Here is a 21,442-nt window from a genome sequence, read left to right as displayed (position 1 = left end):
AGAGGTCCAAAAATACCGTTCTGCGCAGTTTCCACTAGGACATCACGCTATTGATTCAATAGCGAAGCTAGCCACCCCATTTCAATCTGCCGCCTCGCAGCCGGACGGTGGGCATTAGGCGTTTTCCTGCACGCGGGGCGCGGCTGGCCGTGACTACACTTTGTTTTTCCCTTTTTCATGGACTCAAAAGGAACCCCCATCATGGATCGTCGTTCTCTCATCAAAGGCGCTGGCCTGGCTGGCGTGCTGGCCGCTGGCGTGGCCCCTGCCGTGCAGGCGCAGCAGCCGGTGCGCTGGCGCATGGCTTCGAGCTTTCCGAAGTCGCTGGACACGCTCATGGGCAGCGCCGAGACGTTTTCGCGCGTGGTCAAGGCGCTGACGGGCGGCAAGTTCGAGGTGTCGGTGCACGCCGCAGGCGAGCTGATGCCCGCTTTCAGCGTGCTGGACGCGATTCAGGACAACAACATCGAAATTGCGCAGACCGCCGGCTATTACTTCACGGGCAAAGATCCCGTTTTCGCCTTTGCCTGCGCCGTGCCGTTTGGCCTGACCACGCTGCAAATGGAAGCCTGGCGCCGCCAGGGCAATGGCGGCAAATTGCTGGACGAGTTTTTCAAGAAATACAACTTCCACGCGCTGTGCGCGGGCAACACGACCACGCAGATGGGCGGCTGGTACCGCAAGGAAATCAAGTCGCCCGATGACCTCAAGGGCCTGAAGATGCGCCTGGGCGGCGGCCTGTTTGGCGAAGTGATGGCCAAGCTGGGCGTGGTGGCGCAGAACATGCCGGGCAGCGACGTGTATCAGGCGCTGGAAAAAGGCACGCTGGACGCCACCGAGTTCGTGGGGCCGTATGACGATGAAAAACTCGGCCTGAGCAAAGTGGCGCCGTATTACTACTACCCTGGCTGGTGGGAAGCGAGCGCGCAGTTTGACTTTTTCATCAACAACAAGGCCTTTGACAAGCTGCCGGACGAATACAAGGCCGCCGTGCGCGCCGCCGCCGATGTGGCGGCCATTGAGGTGACGAGCAAATACCAGGCCCGCAATCCGCAAGCGCTCAAGCGCCTGCGCGCAGGCAACACGCAGTTCAAGATGTTCCCCAAACCGGTGGTGGACGCGGGCTTCAAGGCCGCGCAGGAGGTGTATGCCGAGCACTGCGACAAATCACCCGAATTCAAGAAGGTGTTTGACGACATGCGCGCCTTCCAGAAAGAGCAGATTTTGTGGAACCGTTATTCTGAATTCACCTACAACCAGTACATCAATGGCGCGAAGCTGTAAATGATGGATAAATGAACAAGAAAGCCGCGATGCGAATCGCGGCTTTCTTTTTTATCGGCGCATTCACTGCGCTGATGGAAAATGGCCGTTTTATTCCGTCGGCTATTCCGCTGGTTATTCCGCTGGCGCTTCGCTGCCGTAGCCCTGCGGCTCATCTTCCGGCGGCGGCGCGGCCTCGCCGCCTTCCGTGCCAGCGCCATAGCCGCCAGATGAGCCATAGCCCCCCGCATCGCTGCCGGAAGACTCGCCAGCAGGCGCATCGCCATAGCCGCTCTCGCTGCCGTAGCCGCCCGCGCCTTCTCCGCCATGGCTTTCATCAGCCGCATCGCCGTAGCCGCCGGAAGGCTGCTCCAGGTCTTGCAGCATCTGCTGGCCAATGGCGTCCAGATCCACCTCCGCCTTGGCTTCCAGGCTGCCCGTGACCAGCTGCGGAAAGGCGATGAGCACGCCCACCATGAACAGCTGGATCAGCAGGAAGGGAATGGCGCCCTTGTAAATCTGCATCGTCGTCACCGGCTGCATGAGCTGGCCCGTGACGCGGTCCACATAGGGACTGGCAGGCGCCACGGAGCGCAGGAAAAACAGCGCGAAGCCGAAAGGCGGATGCAGGAACGAAGTCTGCATGTTCACCGCCAGCAGCACGCCGAACCACACCAGGTCAATGCCCAGCTTCTCGGCCACTGGCGCCAGCAGCGGCACGACGATGAAAGACAGCTCGAAATAGTCCAGAAAGAACGCGAGGAAGAACACCATCACGTTCACCAGAATCAGAAAGCCCACCGGGCCGCCCGGCAAGTCGCTGAGCAGGCGTTCCACCCACAGCGGGCCGTCCGCCGCCTGGAACACCAGGCTGAAGATGGTGGCGCCAATGAGAATGAACATGGCAAACGAGGCCAGCTTGGTCGTGGCCGCCAGCGCCTGCCTGAGCAGCGCCCAGTCCAGCCGCCTGCGCACAAAGCCCATGACCAGCGCGCCCACCGCGCCCATCGCTCCGCCCTCCGTAGGCGTGGCCACGCCCAGGAAGATGGTGCCCAGCACTAAAAAGATGAGCAGCAGCGGCGGAATGAGCACGAACGTCACCCGCTCGGCCAGGCGCGAAAGCAGCCCCAGCTTCAGCCCCCGGTTGATGAGGGCGATGAGCAGCGCCAGCGCCACGCCGCCGCAGGCGGCCACCACGATTTTTTCGTCGGTGGGCACGCTCTGCACCGTGCGGCCCAGCCACCAGGTGTGCACGGCGGCCATGTTCTGCGCCAGCACAGTGGCCGTGCCAATGGAAAGCGCCATCACCGCCGTCAGCGAGGCATAGCCGCTGCTGCCGTTGGCCTCGCGGAACGTGCGCGCCTGCGGCGGCAGCGCGGGCACGCAGGCCGGGCGGAATATCGCCAAAAGCACCACATACAGCACATACAGCCCCACCAGCATGAAAGCGGGCGTGAACGCGCCCTTGTACATGTCGCCCACGCTGCGGCCCACCTGGTCGGCCATGATGATGAGCACGAGCGAGGGCGGAATGATCTGCGCCAGCGTGCCCGAAGCGGCAATGGCGCCAGCCGCCAGCGGCCGGTCATAGCCGTAGCGCAGCATGATGGGCAGCGAGATCAGCCCCATTGAAATGACCGAAGCGGCCACCACGCCCGTGGTGGCCGCCAGCAGCGCCCCCACAAAGATGACGGCCAGCGCCAGCCCGCCGCGCAGCGGGCCGAACACCTGGCCCACCGTCTCCAGCAAATCTTCAGCCATGCCGCTGCGCTCCAGCACCAGCCCCATCAGCGTGAAAAAGGGCACGGCCAGCAGCGTGTCGTTGGACATGATGCCGATCAGCCGCTGCGGCAGCCAGGCCAGCACGCTGGGCGGAAACACATCCAGCTGCACGCCCACGAAGGCAAAAAACAGCCCGCACGCGCCCAGGCTGAACGCCACCGGAAAGCCCAGCAGCAAAAACACGATCAGCCCCGCGAACATGACCGGGGCGAAATTGGCCACCACGAATTCCATTGCCTGTGCCCCCGCTTCAGCCCGCGCTTTTCTCTGGTGCGGCAGCCTGCGCCGCCTCCCGCTCGGCGCGCAGCGCCTCGGCCAGCGCCTGCGCGTCCTGCGCGTCGCTCATGCGGCCCATCGGGTCAGGCCCCTGCCCGCGCAAAAAGGCAATGCGCTTGATCAGCTCCGACCAGCCTTGCAGCAGCAGCAGCGCGAACGACACCGGCAGCGCCGCCCATACCGGCCAGCGCACCAGCCCGCCCGTGTTGGCCGACATCTCGCCCGTCTGAAACTTGTCGGCCAGCACCGGCACGCTCAAGTAGATGACCGCCAGACAAATCGGCGTGAGAAACAGCGCGAAGCCCGCCACATCAATCCACGCCTGCGCGCGTCTTGAAAAGCGGCTGCTGAGCACATCAATGCGCACATGCTCGCGATGCAGCAGCGTATAGCCCGCCGCCAGCAAAAACGACCAGGCAAACAAATACCACTGCACTTCCAGCAGCGCGTTGGAACTCACGCCAAACACCTTGCGCACCGCCGCATTGCCCGCGCTGATGAGCGTGGCGCCCAGAATCAGCCAGATCACATATTTGCCAACCAGCCCGTTCAGCCAGTCCACCGCCCGCGAGAATTTCAAAAGCGCCTGCATGAGCAAATCCGCAAAAAAATGCGCGAAAAAAAGCGGGAATGTTATCGGCAAACAGCAAACCGTTACCGCATGTCAGAAACCGCGCTCCCGCGCCCATGCCTGCCAGCGCGGCTGGCAAATGAAAAAGGACAGCAGGTTAGATTGCAGCAAAAACAGGAGCGGATTCAGGGGCATAAAAAACGGCATATGCGCCCATTTCACTAGGACCTCATGCTATGGATTCAGAAGCGAAACTGGCTTGCTTTTCTCAGTTTGTCGCCCCCACGGCCAGATCCTGGACAGGCCCGGAAGCGGGTGGCGTGCGAGAAGACGTGCGAAGCTGCTCAATCCGCGCCCGTCTGCAGGCCGGCCGGACGGCGCAGGCAAAAGCTGCCTGGACAGGCGGCCAGCCATTGCAGGCGGAAGGCAACAAAGAGGACGGCAAAGAAGGCAGCGAGCGCGCCCGTTATTGAGCGCCAACCGCAGGCGGGCCGGCTGAGGCATCGCCAGCAGGCGGGACCTGGCCCTGCGAGGCCAGATGGGCCTTGATGGCCTGCGCCGCCTCGGCCACCAGCGCGGGGCCTTTGTAGATCAGGCCGGTGTACAGCTGCACGGCGTCTGCACCCGCTTCAATCTTGGCCACGGCATCTTCCCCGCTCAGGATGCCGCCCGCGCCAATGATGGGAAAGCCTGCGCCCAGCGCTGCGCGCAGCTGGCGGATGACGCGGCAGCTGGCCTCGCGTACGGGCGCGCCCGAGAGGCCGCCCGCTTCCTGCGCGTGGGGCAGGCCCTGCACGGCCTCGCGCGAGAGCGTGGTGTTGGTGGCAATCACGCCATCCATGCCGTGCTCCAGCAGCGCGGCGGCGATGGACTGCACTTGCGCCTCGTCCAGATCAGGCGCGATCTTCAGAAAAAGCGGCACGTGGCGGCCATGCGCATCGGCCAGCTCGCGCTGGCGCGACTTGAGCGCCGCCAGCAGCGCGGCCAGCGCCTCATCGGCCTGCAAATCGCGCAGGTTCCGGGTGTTGGGGCTGGAAATGTTCACTGCCACGTAGTCGGCATGCGGATACACGGCGGCCAGGCACATCAGATAGTCGTCTTGCGCCCGCTCCATTGGCGTGGCGGCGTTCTTGCCGATGTTCAGGCCCAGCGCCATGCGCGGCGCGCCCTTGGCGGCGCTTTGCCGCTGTTCGGCAAAGCGCGACGTGCACACGTGCGTCACGAAAGCGGCCACGCCCTCATTGTTGAAGCCCATGCGGTTGATGAGCGCCTGCGCCGCCGGCAGCCTGAACAGGCGCGGCCTGGGATTGCCCGGCTGCGCCAGCGGCGTGACGGTGCCCGCTTCCACAAAGCCAAAGCCCATGCCCGCCAGCGCGTCAATGCAGCGGGCGTTCTTGTCCAGCCCCGCCGCCAGGCCCACGCGGTTGGGCAGCGTCAGGCCCGCCAGCGTTACGGGGTCTTGCACGCGCGGCTGCCGCCACAGAAGCTGCCAGAAGGTGTTCTGCGTGCGCTCCAGCGCCGCCAGCGTTTTCTCGTGGGCCGCCTCGGCGTCCATGCAGAACAGAGCAGAACGGATCAGGCCATAAGGCATAAAAGGCATTTTGGATAATCAGAAAACATTAAGAAACTGTTCAGAGCTTGGGCGTGGATGCAGAAAGTGCGGACTCAGGCGGTCTGCGGCGTTGCGAATCCTTGCTAGACCACAAGGCCTGTCCGTCTTCGGTTTGTACCTTGCAGCCCATCCCGATTTCGCGCTTTCGCCCCTCACGGCCAGACTCTGAACGTGCTCTGATAAACGGCACATTTTCCCAAAATGACACAGGATGAATTGAAAACCCTCGTCGGCCAGGCCGCCCTGCAATACGTGCCAGCGGGCGCGCTCATCGGCGTGGGCACCGGCTCCACCGTGAACAAATTCATCGCCGCCCTTGCTGCAGCCCATGCCGCCATTCGCGCCGTCTCCAGCTCCGAAGCCAGCACGGCCTTGCTGCGCGCGGCGGGCATTGCCGTCGTGCCGCTGGAGCAGGCCGGCGAGCTGGCCGTGTACATCGACGGCGCGGACGAAATCGACCCGCGCGGCCACATGCTCAAAGGCGGCGGCGGCGCCCTCACGCGCGAAAAAATCGTGGCCGCGCAAGCCAGGCGCTTCATCTGCATTGCCGATGCTTCCAAGCAGGTGGACACGCTGGGGCGCTTTCCCCTGCCGGTGGAAATCATCCCCATGGCCGCCGCGCGCCTGGCCCGCCAGTTCGCCGCCCTGGGCGGCCAGGCCGCGCTGCGCATGAGTGGCGGCCAGCCCTACGTGACCGACAACGGCCTGCACATCCTGGACGTGCGGGGCCTGCGCATCACCGACCCGCTGGCCTTTGAAAACGAAACCAGCCAGTGGCCCGGCGTGGTCACCGTCGGCGTGTTCGCCCGCCAAAAGGCCAGCTGCTGTCTGCTCGCCACGCAGCAGGGCGTGCGTACCTTGCAGTTTGATTGAGCGATCTGCCCATAGCCTGCCCGTGAAGAGCAGCGGCCAAAGGGTGTGGCAAAGGGCGGCAAAACGCTGCTGCGCGGGTCAGGTTGTCAATGTTGAAGTCCGCCTGCCAAGCTGTTCGGGGTTGACGCGGGCATGAGCGATCAGACCGGCTGCGCTGGCGATCTTCGCCCGCCAGGCGGCCACGGCATTCATCACCCGCACATTGGGCGTGCGGGCCACGGCGGTCATGCCGATGTTGCCGCCTGTGCCTGTCATGGCTTTCCACCCAGCTCGTTAAAGGCGGGCTGGGCGGGCTTGAGAGACTGTTCTCAAAGCCTAGATTGATAGCACTTCATATGCCTAAACGATATGAACGACGAGCAGTGGCAAACGCTTGTCGGGAAGAACAAAAAAGCATCCTGTCAGCACAGCACTCGAGACATGATCCATGCCATCTTCCATGTACAAGCTACTGCTGCCAGTGGTGTGCTTCCCCAAGACCGCCGCAATGAAAACAGATCTGCAACACCTTCAGCCACTGACGTGACACCCACCGGCTTAATCAGCTTGGTTCTGGTTTGTCCAATGTAGCGGCGCGTGGAGAAGGGAGTCACCCTATCCCTCCCGTGGCACCTACTCTGGAAAATGAACGTTTTTATGGCGCCGCTGATTTGTATGGAGTGTCTGGCAGGCCTTCTGCTGATAATATCCAGCAGGATCGTATTGGATATTGCTTTTCATTGCTAATGCTGGAGCTGTAGCCGACCGGTCTCCAGATCAAATCCAGAGTTCTATTTCTTATAGTCATGAAACTGACAATTTTATTTTAGAGTTTTGACTTGGCAATGGTAAATTTGACACGCCTGTATGGCTGTCTGTAATGGAAGTTGCTTACGCTAAATTAAGAGGAGGCGCCTTGGAAGAAGGATATAGATGAAGGTGGCAAGGCAAGAGAAGCCATGCAGACGATCACAAGGGCGCGAGGTGATGGTATTTCTCGAGATCAAGCGTTTGCAATAGGGAAACCAAGAGTATTGAAGCGCGTGTCAGGCAAGCCTTGCAAGAAGGGTGCCCTGTTACTTTGTCAACAGACCTGGAATATATATCAAATTGGTTTTTCGTTGCTTATTTTGTGACAAGAACGCTCCGCAGGATGATTTGGTGGATAACCATGTCTATGTGGTGGATGGAGTTCGTTTTGATCAAAATGACGAGGCTGTATTTCGTTTGCGGAATCCTTGGCAACGCAATAATTCGAGTCTTGTGAATGAAAATATACCGGTTGACAGTGGTGATTCTTTTGTTGAATGAGAAATATGATAGGAGGACGGGGATTGAATATATTGATATGGGGTTGAAATGAATTGGTTGAAGAAATTTCTACGCAATGCTGGCGTGATGACCTGTTTATTTTTGGGTGCAGCAACCTGGGCAGCAGATATCGATACCATGTCAAATCCACCTCCCTTTTCTTTTCTGCAAGAGTCTGACGCGAGCCATTTTTCGGAAGCAGCCAGCCGTCTGGAAGATGAAGCAATGGCCTTTTTGGGCCACGCCTATGCCATCAAATCGCGCCGTTTTTTCCTGACCCCCGGCACTTGGGTGGCCTATGTCAAGCAGGCAGACGCTGCGGCCAGGGACTGGAACGGTACCCGACAGGAAATTAAGGGCCGCCGCGTAGGCAAAGACTTGCTGGAGCTTTGGCTGGATGGCAAAGGCCAGCGGGCCGAAGCCCTTGCCATGAGCGAGCAGCCGATTGATGAGGAAGGGCGCTATTTGCTGGGCTATTTCACCTTATCGCCTCTGGCTGGGCGTTGAGAGCCTGTTTCGTAATCTGCACGTGGGCGTTGCAAACGCCTCGTCGGGCAGCAAGCGGACAGTAAAGCCCATCAGCGGTTTGCACCTTGCAGATAGCCCTGATCTGCACTTTTGCCTCTCGCGGCCAGGCCATCAACAGAGTTTGAACGCAGACGGGCTGGCGCGTGTCAGGCTATTTCAGGCGTTGGTGCTAGCATCCCGCGCTTGTCTGCCGGGGCGGCGGTTCAGTTGAATCCGCCGCCCCTTTTTCGTTTCATCCCACTTCAAAGGCTAGGTCACATCATGAGCAAGACGTCGCTGGACAAAAGCAAGATCAAATTCCTGTTGCTCGAAGGCATACACCCTTCGGCAGTAGAAGTGCTCAAGAACGCTGGCTACACCAATGTGGAGACGCTGCCAGGCGCGCTGCAAGGCGATGAGCTGAAAGAAAAGATTGCCGATGCGCACTTTGTGGGCCTGCGCTCGCGCACGCAGCTGAACGCCGAGGCGCTGGCGGCGGCGCAAAAGCTGGTGGCCGTGGGCGCGTTTTGCATAGGCACCAACCAGATTGATCTGGAGGCGGCGCGCCACAAGGGCGTGGCGGTGTTCAACGCGCCTTATTCCAACACGCGTTCGGTGGCCGAGCTGGTGCTGGCCGAGGCCATCTTGCTGCTGCGCGGCATTCCCGAAAAAAACGCGGCGGCGCATCGCGGCGGCTGGATGAAATCGGCCACGAATTCGTACGAAGCGCGCGGCAAAACGCTGGGCATCGTGGGCTACGGCTCCATTGGCTCGCAGCTTTCGGTGCTGGCCGAGTCGCTGGGCATGAACGTGCTGTTTTATGACGTGGTGGCCAAGCTGCCGCTGGGCAATGCGCAGCCGGTGGGCAATCTGCACGATTTGCTGGGCCAGTGCGACATCGTTTCGCTGCATGTGCCGGACCTGCCTTCCACGCGCTGGATGATTGGCGCCAAGGAGATTGCGGCGCTCAAGCCGGGCGCCATTTTCATCAACGCCTCGCGCGGCACGGTGGTGGAAATCGAGCCGCTGGCGCAAGCCATCAAGTCGGGCAAGCTGCTGGGTGCGGCGGTGGATGTGTTTCCGTCCGAGCCGAAGTCCAACAAGGACGAATTCCAGTCGCCCCTGCGCGGGCTGGACAATGTGCTGCTCACGCCGCACATTGGCGGCTCCACGATGGAAGCGCAGGCCAATATCGGCCTGGAAGTGGCCGAAAAGCTGGTGAAGTATTCGGACAACGGCTCGACCATCACCTCGGTGAACTTTCCCGAAGTGGCGCTGCCCGAGCACCCGGGGCGCGACCGCATCTTGCATGTGCACAAGAACGTGCCGGGCGTGATGTCGGCCATCAACCAGGTTTTCTCCGACGCGAAGATCAACGTGGCCGCCCAGTACCTGCAAACGGATGACGCGCTGGGCTACGTGGTGATTGACACGGACGCGGGCGCTTCCGCCAGCGTGATTGACAAGCTGCGCGCCGTGCCGGGCACGATGCGCGTGCGCGTGCTGTTCTGATCCGGCCTGCGCGCCTTGCCCCCGCGAGCTGCCCGCGCCTGTTTCGCCCTGGCGCGGGCAGTTTGTTTTTTGGCGCATGGCGGGCGGCAACAGGGCGCGGCGGCCAGGCAGGTTCCAGCGTTCAGAAGCGCCTGAAAACGTCCCAAAGCCCGCCAGCGCCCGCCAGTCCGGCGCAAGCCGCTCTCTTTTCCGCAGCGCCGATTGCTCCGGCCCGCCAGCGCGTTCTTTTTCTTTCACGCTTCGCTCTTTCCATCACGGCCATGCCATCCGCCCCGCTTCCCCCTTTCATCGCCCCTGTGCCTTTGCCCAAGGCCGTGCGGCTGCTCAATCACGGCCCTACGGTGCTGGTGTCCGCGCGCAGCGGCGGCCGGCAGAACGTGATGGCCGCCGCCTGGGCCTGCGTGCTGGACTTTGACAAGCTCTCCGTGGTGATTGACAAAGGCGCGGCCACGCGCGCGCTCATTGAGGAAAGCGGCCACTTCGTCATTCAGGTGCCCACGGCGGCGCAGGCGCCGCTGGTGCGCTGGCTGGGCACGCACAGCCTGCATGCAGACGCGCAAAAGCTCGCCCACTCCGGCGCGCGGCTGTTTGATTTGCCTGGCTGCCCCGCGCCGCTGGTGGCGGGCTGCTCGGCCTGGCTGGCGTGCCGCGTGCTGCCGGAAAAGCGCAACGAGCTGCTGTATGACCTGTTCATGGGCGAAATCACGGCGGCCTGGGCGGATGAGCGCGCCTTTCGCCAGGGCCGCTGGCAATTTGAAAGCGCGCCCGAGTGGCGCAGCCTGCACTACGTGGCGGGCGGGCAGTTCTACGCCACGGGCGCATCCATCCAGACGGAGCCGGTTGATGACAGCGACTGATGCCAGAGCCGGCGGCCTGCCCGAAGTCAGCATTTCGGAAGATGGCCCGGTGCGCCACCTGCATCTGGGCACGCCCTGGGTGCAGGGCAGCATGAACCTGCGCCAGCCCTACGCGCTGGAGCTGGAATACGTGCAGCGCATGATGGGCTGGATGCTGCTCGCGCCCGATCTGGACGACGCCGTGCAAGGCCACGCCATGCAGCTGGGCCTGGGCGCAGGCGCGCTAACCAAGTTCTGCTGCAAGCAGGTGGGCATGTGCACCACGGCCATCGAGCTGAACCCGCAAGTGCTGGCCGTGTGCCGCCACTGGTTTCGCCTGCCGGAAGACGGCCCCACCCTGCGCGTGGTGCTGGCTGATGCCGCCGAGGAAATCCGCCGCGAAGAGTGGCTGGGCACGGTGGACGCGCTGCAAGTCGATTTGTATGACCACGAAGCCGCCGCCCCCGTGCTGGACAGCACTGCGTTCTATGCCGACTGCCGCCGCCTGCTCACCGCCCACGGCGTGATGAGCGTGAACCTGTTTGGCCGCTCATCCAGCTACACGCGCAGCCTGGCGCGCATGGGCGAAGCCTTTGGCGCGCGCGCCCTCTGGGCCTTCAAGCCCACGCGCGAGGGCAACACCGTGGTGCTGGCCGAGCGCGCGCCCACCCGCCCCTCGCGCGAGGCGCTGGCCGCGCGCGCCGAAGAAATCCGCCAGCGCTGGGGGCTGCCCGCGCCGCAGTGGCTCAAGTGGCTCAAGCCGGTGGAGAAGTAAGCTGCTGGCCTTGCTGGCAGGCGCGCATGGCTGGAGCGCGCCTGTTTTCGCTCCCTGATTGATAGCATGATGTCCTAGTGGATAGTGCGCGAAAGCCGTTTTTGACCCCCTTGAATTTGCTCCTCTTTCTGCGAACCTGCCCAAAGCCTGCCCGTGGGTGCGAAAAGCGCGGAGCCGGGCGCTCGCGGGCCTTGCAAGCCTCCAGCAGGCGGCAAGGCCCGTCTGCGGATGGCGCTTTGCAGCCCATCCCGATCCGCCGATCCGCCCGATCCGCCGCCCTTTGCGGCCAGATGCTGAACAGACACTGATGCCCGCGCCGCGCGTTTTGCCCTGCCCAATGCCATGACCACCCCGCCGCCCGTTCCTCACGCACTCCGCCATCACCACGCCCAGCACGCTTTTGCCGCCGCGCCAGACCCCGAGTACTACAGCGGCCCGCTGCAATGGCGCCACCTCATCGAGTGGATGCGCCAGGACGGCGTGATCACCAACGAAGAAGCCGAGCGCACTGTGGCCCGCATCGGCCAGGCCGAAAGCTCGCAGCACGCGCTGGTGCGCCTGGCCGCCATTGGCGTGACCGACGCGCAGGGCAACGTGATGGACGTGGAGCGCCTGACCGAATACCTGGCCGGGCGCGCGCGCCTGGGCTACCTGCGCATTGACCCGCTCAAGGTGGAAGTCGGCAAAGTGGCCGAAACCATGAGCGCCGCCTACGCCGAGCGCCACAAGGTGCTGCCCGTGCAGGTGACCAGCGGCGAAGTGGTGGTGGCCACCAGCGAGCCGTTCATCACCGACTGGGTGGCCGAAGTGGAGCGCCAGAGCAAGCGCATGGTGCGCCGCGTGGTGGCCAACCCGGCGGACATCCGCCGCTACACGGCTGAATTCTTCGCGCTGGCCAAAACCGTGCGCGCCGTGCAAAAGTCCAGCGGCGGCGTCTCGGCCACCGCCAGCTTCGAGCAGCTGGTGGAGCTGGGCCGCAGCAACAAGCAGCTCGACGCCAACGACCAGGGCGTGGTGCAGGTGGTGGACTGGCTGTGGCAATACGCCTTTGACCAGCGCGCCAGCGACATTCACCTGGAGCCAAGGCGCGACCAGGGCGTGATCCGCTTTCGCATCGACGGCGTGCTGCACCCCGTCTATCAGGCCCCGCTGGCCGTGCTGGCCGCCATGACCGCGCGCATCAAGCTGCTGGGCCGCATGGACGTGGTGGAAAAGCGCCGCCCGCTGGACGGCCGCATCAAAACCCGCAACCCCGCCGGGCAGGAAGTGGAAATGCGCCTCTCAACCCTGCCCACCGCCTTTGGCGAAAAGCTGGTGATGCGCATCTTCGACCCCGAATCGGCCTCCAAGTCGCTCGAAGCCCTGGGCTTTGCCCGCTACGACGCCGCGCGCTGGGAAGCGCTCATCGCCCGCCCCTACGGCATCATCCTCGTCACCGGCCCCACCGGCAGCGGCAAAACCACCACGCTGTATTCCACCCTCAAGCGCGTGGCCACTGAAGAAGTGAATGTCAGCACCATTGAAGACCCCATCGAAATGATCGAACCGGCCTTCAACCAGACGCAAGTGCAGCCGGCCATCGACTTCAGCTTTGCCGAGGGCCTGCGTGCGCTCATGCGGCAAGACCCGGACATCATCATGATTGGCGAAATCCGCGACCTGGAAACCGCCGAAATGGCCGTGCAGGCCGCCCTCACCGGCCACCTGGTGTTCAGCACCTTGCACACCAACGACGCCCCCAGCGCCCTCACCCGCCTGATGGAGCTGGGCGTGCCGGCCTACCTGCTCAGCGCCACCATCCTGGGCGTGCTGGCGCAGCGCCTGGTGCGCACCCTCTGCCCGCTGTGCCGCCAGCCCAATGAAGACCCGCACGCCGTCGAACTGCTCAAGGAAGCCATCCGCCCCTGGAAACTCAACGCCGAGCCGCACCTGTACAAGCCCGTAGGCTGCGTGGAGTGCCGCATGACCGGCTTCAAGGGCCGCCTGGGCCTGCACGAGCTGCTCACCGTCAGCGAGGAATTCCAGGCCAAAGTGCAGCACGGCGGCGTCCTTGCCGAGCTGCGCAAGCAGGCCGTGGCCGACGGCATGCGCCCCCTGCGCCTGGCCGGCGCCCTGCGCGTGGCCGAAGGCGTGACCACACTGGAAGAAGTGATGGCCGCCACGCCGCCCCTGAGCCAATAACCAAGGCGGGCGGCGAGCCAGCGGGGCAGGCCCCGCGCTCGCGTCCCGCTTCCATCACGAACCAACCGCCTTGAAAAACCGGCCCCGGCGGCCACATCATCCCGCCATGAACACACCTGACGCATCCCACGCCTCTTCTTCCTTTTCCTCTTCTTCCTTCTCCATTCCCCAGCCCCAGGCCGTCACGGCCGGCGCGGGCGGCGCAGCACACTATGTCGTGCTGAACATCGCCCCCGGCGAAGAAGCCGAAAACGCCGTGCGCGCCTTTTTCGGCAACGCCGCCGGCCTGCGCCGCAGCGTGGGCCACCGCGACGATGCGCGCCAGCTCAATCTGGTGGTGGGCATCGGCTCCGACGCCTGGGACCGCCTCTTCGGCAGCCCCCGCCCCGCGCATTTGCACCCCTTCAAGGAACTGCGCGGCGCCAAGCACGCCCCGGCCACGCCCGGCGACTTGCTTTTGCACGTGCGCGCCGACACGGTAGACATGTGCCAGGAGCTGGTCATGCAGGCCATGCGCGCGCTCGATGGCGCCGTGCAGCCCGTGGACGAAGTGCACGGCTTTCGCTACTTTGACGCACGCTCGATGGTGGGCTTTGTGGACGGCACCGAAAACCCCGAAGGGCAGGAAGCCTTCGAGGCCACCGTCATCGGCGAAGAAGACCCGGACTTTGCCGGCGGCAGCTACGTCATCGTGCAGAAATACCTGCACGACATGAAGGCGTGGAATGCCCTGACGACCGAAGAGCAAGAGCGCGTGATGGGCCGCACCAAGGCCGACGACATCGAGCTGCCCGACGAAGTCAAGCCCGCCAATTCGCACGTGGCGCTGAACGTGGTGGAGGACGACGACGGCAACGAAATGGCCATCCTGCGCGGCAACCTGCCCTTTGCCACGCCCTCGCGCGGCGAATACGGCACCTACTTCATCGGCTACGCGCGCAACCCGGCCGTGACCGAGCTGATGCTGACCAACATGTTCATCGGCCGCCCCGAAGGCAACTACGACCGCCTGCTCGACTACAGCACCGCCGTGACCGGCACGCTCTTTTTCGTGCCCTCCGAACCCCTGCTGGAAGCCCTGGCCGAAGGCAACCCGCTGGCAGGCGAAGCCAGCGCCGGTGACGCCGCCGCAGCGCCTGCTGATGCCGCCGCTGCCGCCGATACCGCCGCCAGCGGCGCGCTCGCCATCGGCTCGCTCAAAGGCCAGCCGCAAGAGCCGCCGCCCGCCCGGAAACGCGGCTGAAGCCGCCCCGCTTTTTCCCATTCACTCCACCCAAAGGAACCCATGCCATGAACAACCTTCACCGCGAACTCGCCCCCATCTCCAGCGCCGCCTGGGCGCAGATTGAAGAAGAAGTCGCCCGCACCTTCCGCCGCAACCTGGCGGGCCGCCGCGTGGTGGATGTCATCCAGCCCGAATCCGGCGCGCAGTGCCCGGCCGTGGGCACCGGCCACCTGGCCGCGCTCAAATCGCCGCAAGAAGGCGTCATTGCCCGCCAGCGCCAGGTCATGCCCATGATCGAGCTGCGCGTGCCCTTTGAACTCTCGCGCGAAGCCATCGACGACGTGGAGCGCGGCTCGCAAGACTCCGACTGGCAGCCCGCCAAAGACGCCGCCGAACAACTGGCCTACGCCGAAGACCGCGCCATCTTCCTGGGCTACAAGGCAGCGGGCATCACCGGCATAAGCGAAGGCAGCTCCAACCCCGTGCTCGCGCTGCCCGCGCAAGCCGCCCAGTTCCCCGACGCCACCGCTGCCGCACTCAAGCAGCTCAAGCTCGCGGGCGTGGACGGCCCCTACACCGCCGTGCTCGGCGCCGACACCTACACCGCCTTGCAAGAAGCCAACGAGCAGGGCTACCCTGTGCTCAACCACATCCAGCGCCTGGTGGGCGGCATGGACAACATCGTGTGGGCGCCCGCCATCGAAGGCGCCTATCTGGTTTCCACGCGCGGGGGCGACTTCTCCCTGCACCTGGCGCGCGATGTCTCCATCGGCTACCTCAGCCACACCGAAAGCGCCGTGCGCCTGTATCTGGAAGAAGTCTTCACCTTCCAGCTGCTCACCGCCGAAGCCGCCGTGGCGGCGCTCAAGAAGTAAAGACGGGCGGCCCGCGCGGCCAAGGAGCAAGGCCGCGCTTTCAGAACCTGTTCTTGACCTGGCCGATCAGGCCCCCGGCTGGGGCCGCCTGTCTGAAACCTCAAAAACAGAAGCAAATTCAGGCGGCAAAAAATGGCTCTCGCGCTCATTGCACCAAAAAACGATCCCCAAATCAGGCTGAATAGCCAAATTCCCTCATGTACCCAATGACATGAGCGATATGCAGTGGCTGGTGCTGGCCAAACATTTTGCTGAAATGAGCAAGATGACTTGTATTTGGCGCATGACCAGGCTTTTGGAATGATTTTTTAGGACGGTCTTTTAAAGCGCCAGCGTGCGCATGGGCAGCGGCGCGGCGCCGTGGTTCAGCGGGCCATTGCCGTGCCCTGTGCGCACGGCTGCGCCAGCGGCAATGGCCTGGTGCACGAAATCGCAGCCGGCCTGCACGGCTTCTGCCAGCGGCTGGCCCTGGGCCAGAAAGGCCGCGATGGCCGATGACAGGGTGCAGCCCGCGCCGTGCAGGTTGCGCGTGGCAACGCGCGGGTGGCTGATGAGCAGGGGCGGCTGGCCGCTGGCGGTGAAAAGCAGGTCGTGCACGGCTTCGTTTGCGCCCAGATGCCCGCCTTTGAGCAGCACGGCCTTAGCGCCCAGGGCCAGCAGGGCCTGGCCTGCCGCGTGCATGGCGGGCACGTCGGCGGGCGCGTCCGTCACGGGGCGGCCCAGCAGCATGGCGGCTTCGTCCAGGTTGGGGGTGATGACTTCGGCCAGCGGGAACAGCTCGCGCACCAGGGCCGCCACGGCGGGCGGCTCAATCAGCGGCGAGCCGGCGTTGGAGACCATGACGGGATCGAGCACCACGTGCGCCAGCGCGTGCTGGCGGATGGCGGCGGCCACGGCCTGCACGGTTTCCACGGAGTGCAGCATGCCGACTTTGGTGGCGTGCGCGCCGATGTCGCTGACTACGGCATCAATTTGCGCGGTGAGGATGGCCGTGGGCGCGGCGTGGATGGCCGTGACGCCGCAAGTGTTTTGCGCCGTCAGCGCCGTGAGCGCGCTCATGCCGTAGCAGCCCAGCGCGGCGAAGGTTTTGAGATCGGCCTGGATGCCCGCGCCGCCGCCGCTGTCAGAGCCGGCGATGGTGAGGACGCGGATGTATTGGCGCTCGGGTTGGGTGTTCATGGCAGGGCAGGGCGGATACGGAAAAACCGCCCAAAGGCGGTTTTCGGTCAAAAAAGAGGAGCAAATTCAGGGCGCTTGAAAAGCGTCTTGTCGCTTTGTTTACGGGGAGATCATGCTATTGGAAAAGGAGCGAAAGCGGCCAGCGGGCGGATGGTGCGCTGGCCGCCGTGTTTCGCGTGGCGCTTCAGCCTTTTTTGCGCATGTCGCCCGTTTGCACAAAGCGCTGGTGCCACGAGAGCGACTCTTGCAGCAGGTGCGGCGTGTGTTTGCCGGGCGCGCCGCCAGCCAGGGCGCGGTCCAGGTAGTCGGTGAGCGCGTCGCGGTAGTCGGGGTGGGCGCATTTTTCAATCACGCGGCGCGCGCGCGGCACGGGCGCCAGGCCGCGCAGATCGGCCAGGCCCTGCTCGGTGACGATGACTTGCACGTCGTGCTCGGTGTGGTCGGTGTGCGAGACCATGGGCACGATGCACGAGATGGCGCCGCCCTTGGCCGTGGAAGGCGACATGAAGAAGGAGATGTAGGCGTTGCGGGCGAAGTCGCCCGAGCCGCCAATGCCGTTCATGACGGTGCTGCCCATGAGGTGCGTGCTGTTCACGTTGCCGTAAATGTCGGCTTCGATCATGGCGTTCATGGCGAGCATGCCCATGCGGCGGATCAGCTCCGGGTGGTTGCTGATTTCTTGCGGGCGCAGCAGAACGCGGCCACGGAATTCGTCCAGGTGCGTGGTGAAGTACTGCGTGGCCTCCGGGCTGAGCGACAGCGCCGTGGCCGAGGCGAAGGTGAGCTTGCCGGACTTGATCATCTCCAGCATGCCGTCTTGCAGCACCTCGGTGTAGGCGGTCATGTTGTTGAAGGGGCTTTCGTTCAGGCCCGCCAGCACGGCATTGGCGATGTTGCCCACGCCCGATTGCAGCGGCAGCAAGTTGGCGGGCAGGCGGCCTGCCTTCACTTCGTGCTGGAAGAAGTCGATCATGTGCTGCGCAATGAGGCGCGAGTTTTCGTCGGGCGGCGAGAAAGGCGAATTGCGGTCGTGCGCGTCGGTCTGCACGATGGCGATGATTTTTTCCGGATCGCAGTGCAGGTACGGCTCGCCAATGCGGTCATGCGGCGCGGTCAGCATGATGGGCTGGCGGTGCGGGGGCAGGCGCGTGCCGTAGTAGATGTCGTGCATGCCTTCCAGGCCCGTGCTCTGCCAGTGGTTCACTTCCAGAATCACGTGGTCGGCAATGTCCAGCCAGGTTTTGTTGTTGCCGACAGAGGTGGTGGGAATCAGGCGACCATCGGGCAGGATGCCTGCCACTTCAATCACGGCCACGTTCAGGCGGCCAAAAAAGCCGGCCCAGGCCATGGGCGCCACGTGCGACAGGTGCATGTCTGAATAGAACATGCCCCCCGCGTTGATCTGGTTACGCACCGTGGGGTCAGACTGATAGGGCAGCCGCATGCTGATGCCTTCGGCCTTGGCCAGCGCGCCGTCCAGCTCGGGCGCGGTGGAAGCGCCCGTCCACAGGCCCACGCGAAACGGCTTGCCCGCCGCGTGCGCCGCCTCCATGCGCGCGGCCAGCGCCAGGGGCACCGCCTTGGGATAGCCTGAGCCGGTAAAGCCGCTCATGCCCACATTGAAGCCTGGCTGGATCAGCTCCGCCGCCTGCTCGGCCGTCATGATCTTGCTGCGCAAGCCTTCGTGCTGAATGCGGGCCTGGGTTGCTTCGGGGGTAAACGCCTGGGTAGTCATATCCGGGTGCCTCGTGATAGTTAAACAAATAAAAAGGGAAACCGGGAGCGCCTTCCGGCAGGCTGGTCAAGCCAATCGTTGAATGCGTCCGAACGGTGTTTTGAGTGTAGGAGAGACAGCCTGTTTTCCGGCCTTGAAAACAATAGGGTTTTCCCTTCTGTGCAGAGGCTTTGTCCAGCCGTTCAGCGAAGGCATGCGCGCGCCCAGCCACTGCCTTGCACGGGCTTGTGCCTTGGAAGCAAACCGGCCGCAAGCCCTAGTGGAATCAGCGCGGGCAGCTATGATTTGCATAGCGCCACCCACTCTTTTCAGGGCTATCCCTTATGCCCACCCGCAAGCCTGCCGCTGCATGGGCAGCTGAACCGTCCGCCGCCACTGCTCCTGCGTTTTCTGCCCATGCCCAGCGCCTGCATGCCGGCAAGAACACACGGGCAATTTGGATTTGAAAAACTGCACTGCTCGCCGCAAAGACGAACACAGGGCTTTCTTCGTGGCAGCCAGGTGCGCACTACCGCAGTGAAGCAACTGCCAAGTATTTCTCGGCAGTTGGGAATCACAAAGAAATTCTGATGGGTTGCGTGAAATGCAAGGTAATATCTCAATTCTGTCTGATCATTGAATTGGAGAATGACGATGGGAGAAATTAGTGCGGATGAAATCCTTCAGCGGGGAATTGATTTGATGAAGGAGAAAAAATTCGAAGAAGCGAAAAATGAGTTTGAGCGCATAACTCAACGCGATAATGTGCAATATCTTCGGGCGCAGCGTTATTTGATTGATATATATGTTAGAAGCGGGCAGTGGATTGAAGTAATAAAGGCTTCGGAGTGGATTCTTGAAAATCACTGTTCCGGTATATCCAAAGAAGAAGTGGAAGAGATTCGATTTAATTTGGGTTGCTTTTATTTATTGGCTGGAAGAACGGGAGACGCAGTTAATATATTCCGCCTCTTTGAGGAGCATAATTGCGAGTTTTATGATTCGGTACAAATTAAATTGGCTGAAGCACATATTGGATTAAATCAGGAAAAAGAAGCGGTGGAATTATTCCTACGAGTTCTAGATAGGACCCGACACCGTTTTGATATGGCTAGAAACCGACTCGGAACGTTGTGCTTGCAAAAGGGATTGGGAATGCAGGCCATCAAAGCCCTTGAGAGTGTTTCGAATAAAGAGGATGTACTGTATTATGACTCTAGAATAAAACTAGGTCGCTTGTACCTCCGGGCTAATCAAAAGGATAAGGCTGTTCCGATATTAAGGGAATTGCAGGAAGTTGCTGCAAGTAATGCTAGTATCTATTTAAAATTAATTGTCGCGAAATTATGTAAATGCGGTGGATTGTACAAAGAGGCAATTAAGTGCTTTGATGGTATTCCTAATATCTTGAAGGACAGTTCACATCTTTGTAACGTTGTTCAATATCGTTTTGTGGATATTTTGTTAGAAAGAGAAATTTGGAGAGATAAGTTATTAAAGCGGGAAGCAAACGGTTTACTTAAGTATATAATGAATATTATGCCCCAATTGAATGAGGGCGAGGATTTTCTTCAGCATGAAAATCAGTTGGCAATAGGTAAGATGTATTTAATAAAGAATAATTTTACAGAGGCCATGAATTTATTTAAAAAACAAGAGAGCGCTTCTTACCATGACTCGAAATGTTTTTTTGAGCTGGTTAGGCTTTTGGAAGAAGTTAGGGCGAAAAAAGTGGAGAGAATTAAATGGAATTCGATTGATTTTCTGAAAATCATAGATGAGATTGAAGCTAAATTGCTTTGTGCGCAAAATATGAATTCTGTTGATTATGATGCGCTTGATGCAAGCTTGGAGAATTTCAAGGAGGATGAACCTGAGGATATCAAATTGGAAGATTTCAAGTTTGCCGAATACCATGGTTATGAACATAAATTTGCTCACTATAGCCGTTGCGAGACTGCTTTTAAATTAATTGGCAACTCACAAACGAGTTCACCTTCTGCATTTCGGCTTGGTTCTGTTGGCAATGTGAACGACCCTAAGGAGGGTGTTGTCCTGGGGCAATATTTGGGAAAATGTTGCAAGCTGCCTTCAGATATCTTCGTTGGCAATGAACCTTATGCAACGTTTGTTGGTTGCTTTACATTCAATCACGATAGCTTGAACCAATTCCGCCTTTATGGGAAGGAAAATAATCAGGAGGCGTCAGGCGTGAGCTTGGTCTTTTTGAGCGATTTCTTTGGTCGAGACAACCGTGCCATGCATATTAATAATCCTGTGCGTGTGGATGATCAAGATCACAAGTTGAAAGATGAAGATGACGAAGCAAATGAGATTCCGAAAATGCCAGAGTTTTCAATGAACGAAAGGGGCGACAAAGCAAATGCAGATAAACCAATAAAATACAACCTGTACAGATGTATATATATTGACCCGGAGACAGGCTATCTGTCATTGGCGCGCCGCGATAAGGCGACCTTCTATCAAGAATGCGCCAACAGTATGAATTCGAAAGATCTGGATTCAATCCGAGAAATGGCCGAAGCCCGATGGGAAAATTATTCCAAAATCATAGAGCGAAAGGAAAATGGTATTCGTGATTTGATGAGAAGGCTCACATGTCTGATTGATGAAATCTATGAGGACGGCGCAAATGCGAAAGAATCTGTCAATAAGTTCATGCGGATTGGATTATTGAAATTGCAATATTTGGTCAAACATGCTGCCTATCAGGAAGAGCAGGAGTGTCGAATGATATACATTACCGGCTGGAAAGACGAAAAAATTCAGTCCGACTACAAGTTGAAAACCATATATGTAGAATGCGATGGGTCCGTCGTTGAACATTTGGATGGAATCTATTTGTCACCGGGGGCAAAAGATGCCAAGGATCATTTTCGAGTTCTTTTGAGGGACACAGAAATCAAAATCCGGGAATCCAGAAATCCTTTCCGCCATAGATGATGATTTT

The 21,442-nt window shown here is 61.0% G+C and carries 18 protein-coding genes; 12 read left to right on the top strand and 6 right to left on the bottom strand.

Features of this window, described 5'->3' with window-relative positions:
• Nucleotides 1–201: 201 nt before the first annotated feature.
• Nucleotides 202–1,284, top strand: a complete 1,083-nt coding sequence (locus C1720_RS00880) for a TRAP transporter substrate-binding protein (RefSeq protein ID WP_102282912.1) — start codon at nt 202–204, stop codon at nt 1,282–1,284.
• 114 nt (nt 1,285–1,398) lie between these two features.
• On the opposite strand, the gene C1720_RS00875 is transcribed toward C1720_RS00880, so the two are convergent.
• Nucleotides 1,399–3,279, bottom strand: a complete 1,881-nt coding sequence (locus tag C1720_RS00875; protein ID WP_082203264.1) for a TRAP transporter large permease — start codon at nt 3,277–3,279, stop codon at nt 1,399–1,401.
• 16 nt (nt 3,280–3,295) lie between these two features.
• Nucleotides 3,296–3,913 (bottom strand): TRAP transporter small permease subunit, encoded by a 618-nt coding sequence (locus C1720_RS00870; RefSeq protein WP_102282911.1) that lies wholly within the window; start codon nt 3,911–3,913, stop codon nt 3,296–3,298.
• A 215-nt stretch (nt 3,914–4,128) separates the two neighbouring features.
• Between C1720_RS00870 and C1720_RS00865 the strand changes: the two genes are divergently transcribed.
• Nucleotides 4,129–4,365 (top strand): hypothetical protein, encoded by a 237-nt coding sequence (locus C1720_RS00865; RefSeq protein WP_102282910.1) that lies wholly within the window; start codon nt 4,129–4,131, stop codon nt 4,363–4,365.
• On the opposite strand, the gene C1720_RS00860 is transcribed toward C1720_RS00865, so the two are convergent.
• Nucleotides 4,359–5,492 carry a quinone-dependent dihydroorotate dehydrogenase gene (locus C1720_RS00860; RefSeq protein WP_102282909.1) on the bottom strand — a complete coding sequence of 378 codons (1,134 nt, stop codon included), beginning with the start codon at nt 5,490–5,492 and terminating at the stop codon, nt 4,359–4,361. The two genes, C1720_RS00865 and C1720_RS00860, sit on opposite strands and share 7 nt — an antisense overlap.
• 213 nt (nt 5,493–5,705) lie before the next feature.
• Between C1720_RS00860 and rpiA the strand changes: the two genes are divergently transcribed.
• The gene (gene rpiA / locus C1720_RS00855; RefSeq protein WP_102282908.1) at nt 5,706–6,377 is read left to right on the top strand and encodes a ribose-5-phosphate isomerase RpiA; all 672 of its coding nucleotides are present in this window, start codon (nt 5,706–5,708) and stop codon (nt 6,375–6,377) included.
• 78 nt (nt 6,378–6,455) lie between these two features.
• On the opposite strand, the gene C1720_RS13555 is transcribed toward rpiA, so the two are convergent.
• On the bottom strand, nt 6,456–6,632 hold the full coding sequence (locus C1720_RS13555; RefSeq protein ID WP_158241602.1) for a hypothetical protein: 177 nt from the start codon (nt 6,630–6,632) through the stop codon (nt 6,456–6,458).
• 93 nt (nt 6,633–6,725) lie between these two features.
• Between C1720_RS13555 and C1720_RS12650 the strand changes: the two genes are divergently transcribed.
• The 8 genes from C1720_RS12650 (at nt 6,726) to C1720_RS00820 (ending at nt 15,578) form a co-directional block, all read left to right on the top strand.
• On the top strand, nt 6,726–6,947 hold the full coding sequence (locus C1720_RS12650) for a hypothetical protein (protein WP_146006799.1): 222 nt from the start codon (nt 6,726–6,728) through the stop codon (nt 6,945–6,947).
• 768 nt (nt 6,948–7,715) lie between these two features.
• Nucleotides 7,716–8,174, top strand: a complete 459-nt coding sequence (locus C1720_RS00850; protein WP_146006798.1) for a hypothetical protein — start codon at nt 7,716–7,718, stop codon at nt 8,172–8,174.
• Between the two features lie 282 nt (nt 8,175–8,456).
• A complete protein-coding gene (serA, locus tag C1720_RS00845; RefSeq protein WP_102282906.1) occupies nt 8,457–9,686 on the top strand; it encodes a phosphoglycerate dehydrogenase in 1,230 nt (409 codons plus the stop codon).
• A 260-nt stretch (nt 9,687–9,946) separates the two neighbouring features.
• Nucleotides 9,947–10,543 carry a flavin reductase family protein gene (locus C1720_RS00840; RefSeq protein ID WP_102284423.1) on the top strand — a complete coding sequence of 199 codons (597 nt, stop codon included), beginning with the start codon at nt 9,947–9,949 and terminating at the stop codon, nt 10,541–10,543.
• Nucleotides 10,530–11,297 (top strand): class I SAM-dependent methyltransferase, encoded by a 768-nt coding sequence (locus C1720_RS00835; RefSeq protein WP_102282905.1) that lies wholly within the window; start codon nt 10,530–10,532, stop codon nt 11,295–11,297. The genes C1720_RS00840 and C1720_RS00835 overlap by 14 nt, the downstream gene beginning before the upstream one ends.
• 342 nt (nt 11,298–11,639) lie before the next feature.
• The gene (gene tfpB, locus C1720_RS00830; protein ID WP_102282904.1) at nt 11,640–13,478 is read left to right on the top strand and encodes a type IV pilus assembly ATPase TfpB; all 1,839 of its coding nucleotides are present in this window, start codon (nt 11,640–11,642) and stop codon (nt 13,476–13,478) included.
• 106 nt (nt 13,479–13,584) lie between these two features.
• Complete coding sequence (locus tag C1720_RS00825) at nt 13,585–14,721, top strand: Dyp-type peroxidase (RefSeq protein ID WP_102282903.1); 1,137 nt, start codon at nt 13,585–13,587, stop codon at nt 14,719–14,721.
• Nucleotides 14,722–14,768: 47 nt separating this feature from the next.
• Nucleotides 14,769–15,578 (top strand): family 1 encapsulin nanocompartment shell protein, encoded by an 810-nt coding sequence (locus tag C1720_RS00820; protein ID WP_102282902.1) that lies wholly within the window; start codon nt 14,769–14,771, stop codon nt 15,576–15,578.
• A 321-nt stretch (nt 15,579–15,899) separates the two neighbouring features.
• On the opposite strand, the gene thiD is transcribed toward C1720_RS00820, so the two are convergent.
• Both thiD and scpC read right to left on the bottom strand, forming a co-directional pair.
• A complete protein-coding gene (thiD, locus tag C1720_RS00815; protein WP_102282901.1) occupies nt 15,900–16,757 on the bottom strand; it encodes a bifunctional hydroxymethylpyrimidine kinase/phosphomethylpyrimidine kinase in 858 nt (285 codons plus the stop codon).
• 184 nt (nt 16,758–16,941) lie between these two features.
• Complete coding sequence (gene scpC / locus C1720_RS00810) at nt 16,942–18,492, bottom strand: succinyl-CoA:acetate CoA-transferase ScpC (protein WP_102282900.1); 1,551 nt, start codon at nt 18,490–18,492, stop codon at nt 16,942–16,944.
• Between the two features lie 627 nt (nt 18,493–19,119).
• Here scpC and C1720_RS12645 point away from each other — a divergent pair.
• Nucleotides 19,120–21,435, top strand: coding sequence for a tetratricopeptide repeat protein (locus tag C1720_RS12645; RefSeq protein WP_146006797.1), 2,316 nt, complete (start codon nt 19,120–19,122; stop codon nt 21,433–21,435).
• Nucleotides 21,436–21,442: the final 7 nt, after the last annotated feature.

This window comes from Ottowia massiliensis (assembly GCF_900240305.1).
Lineage (GTDB): Bacteria > Pseudomonadota > Gammaproteobacteria > Burkholderiales > Burkholderiaceae_C > Ottowia > Ottowia massiliensis.
Note: the sequence above shows the minus strand (reverse complement) of the source record. Positions and strands in the feature narration are given on the sequence as shown.

What these genes read in the sequence shown, in the direction of transcription:
- C1720_RS00880 (WP_102282912.1), top strand. Translation starts at nt 202, where the DNA reads ATGGATCGTCGTTCTCTCATCAAAGGCGCTGGCCTGGCTGGCGTGCTG.
- C1720_RS00875 (WP_082203264.1), bottom strand. Translation starts at nt 3,279, where the DNA reads ATGGAATTCGTGGTGGCCAATTTCGCCCCGGTCATGTTCGCGGGGCTG.
- C1720_RS00870 (WP_102282911.1), bottom strand. Translation starts at nt 3,913, where the DNA reads ATGCAGGCGCTTTTGAAATTCTCGCGGGCGGTGGACTGGCTGAACGGG.
- C1720_RS00865 (WP_102282910.1), top strand. Translation starts at nt 4,129, where the DNA reads ATGGATTCAGAAGCGAAACTGGCTTGCTTTTCTCAGTTTGTCGCCCCC.
- C1720_RS00860 (WP_102282909.1), bottom strand. Translation starts at nt 5,492, where the DNA reads ATGCCTTTTATGCCTTATGGCCTGATCCGTTCTGCTCTGTTCTGCATG.
- rpiA (WP_102282908.1), top strand. Translation starts at nt 5,706, where the DNA reads ATGACACAGGATGAATTGAAAACCCTCGTCGGCCAGGCCGCCCTGCAA.
- C1720_RS13555 (WP_158241602.1), bottom strand. Translation starts at nt 6,632, where the DNA reads ATGACAGGCACAGGCGGCAACATCGGCATGACCGCCGTGGCCCGCACG.
- C1720_RS12650 (WP_146006799.1), top strand. Translation starts at nt 6,726, where the DNA reads ATGAACGACGAGCAGTGGCAAACGCTTGTCGGGAAGAACAAAAAAGCA.
- C1720_RS00850 (WP_146006798.1), top strand. Translation starts at nt 7,716, where the DNA reads ATGAATTGGTTGAAGAAATTTCTACGCAATGCTGGCGTGATGACCTGT.
- serA (WP_102282906.1), top strand. Translation starts at nt 8,457, where the DNA reads ATGAGCAAGACGTCGCTGGACAAAAGCAAGATCAAATTCCTGTTGCTC.
- C1720_RS00840 (WP_102284423.1), top strand. Translation starts at nt 9,947, where the DNA reads ATGCCATCCGCCCCGCTTCCCCCTTTCATCGCCCCTGTGCCTTTGCCC.
- C1720_RS00835 (WP_102282905.1), top strand. Translation starts at nt 10,530, where the DNA reads ATGACAGCGACTGATGCCAGAGCCGGCGGCCTGCCCGAAGTCAGCATT.
- tfpB (WP_102282904.1), top strand. Translation starts at nt 11,640, where the DNA reads ATGACCACCCCGCCGCCCGTTCCTCACGCACTCCGCCATCACCACGCC.
- C1720_RS00825 (WP_102282903.1), top strand. Translation starts at nt 13,585, where the DNA reads ATGAACACACCTGACGCATCCCACGCCTCTTCTTCCTTTTCCTCTTCT.
- C1720_RS00820 (WP_102282902.1), top strand. Translation starts at nt 14,769, where the DNA reads ATGAACAACCTTCACCGCGAACTCGCCCCCATCTCCAGCGCCGCCTGG.
- thiD (WP_102282901.1), bottom strand. Translation starts at nt 16,757, where the DNA reads ATGAACACCCAACCCGAGCGCCAATACATCCGCGTCCTCACCATCGCC.
- scpC (WP_102282900.1), bottom strand. Translation starts at nt 18,492, where the DNA reads ATGACTACCCAGGCGTTTACCCCCGAAGCAACCCAGGCCCGCATTCAG.
- C1720_RS12645 (WP_146006797.1), top strand. Translation starts at nt 19,120, where the DNA reads ATGACGATGGGAGAAATTAGTGCGGATGAAATCCTTCAGCGGGGAATT.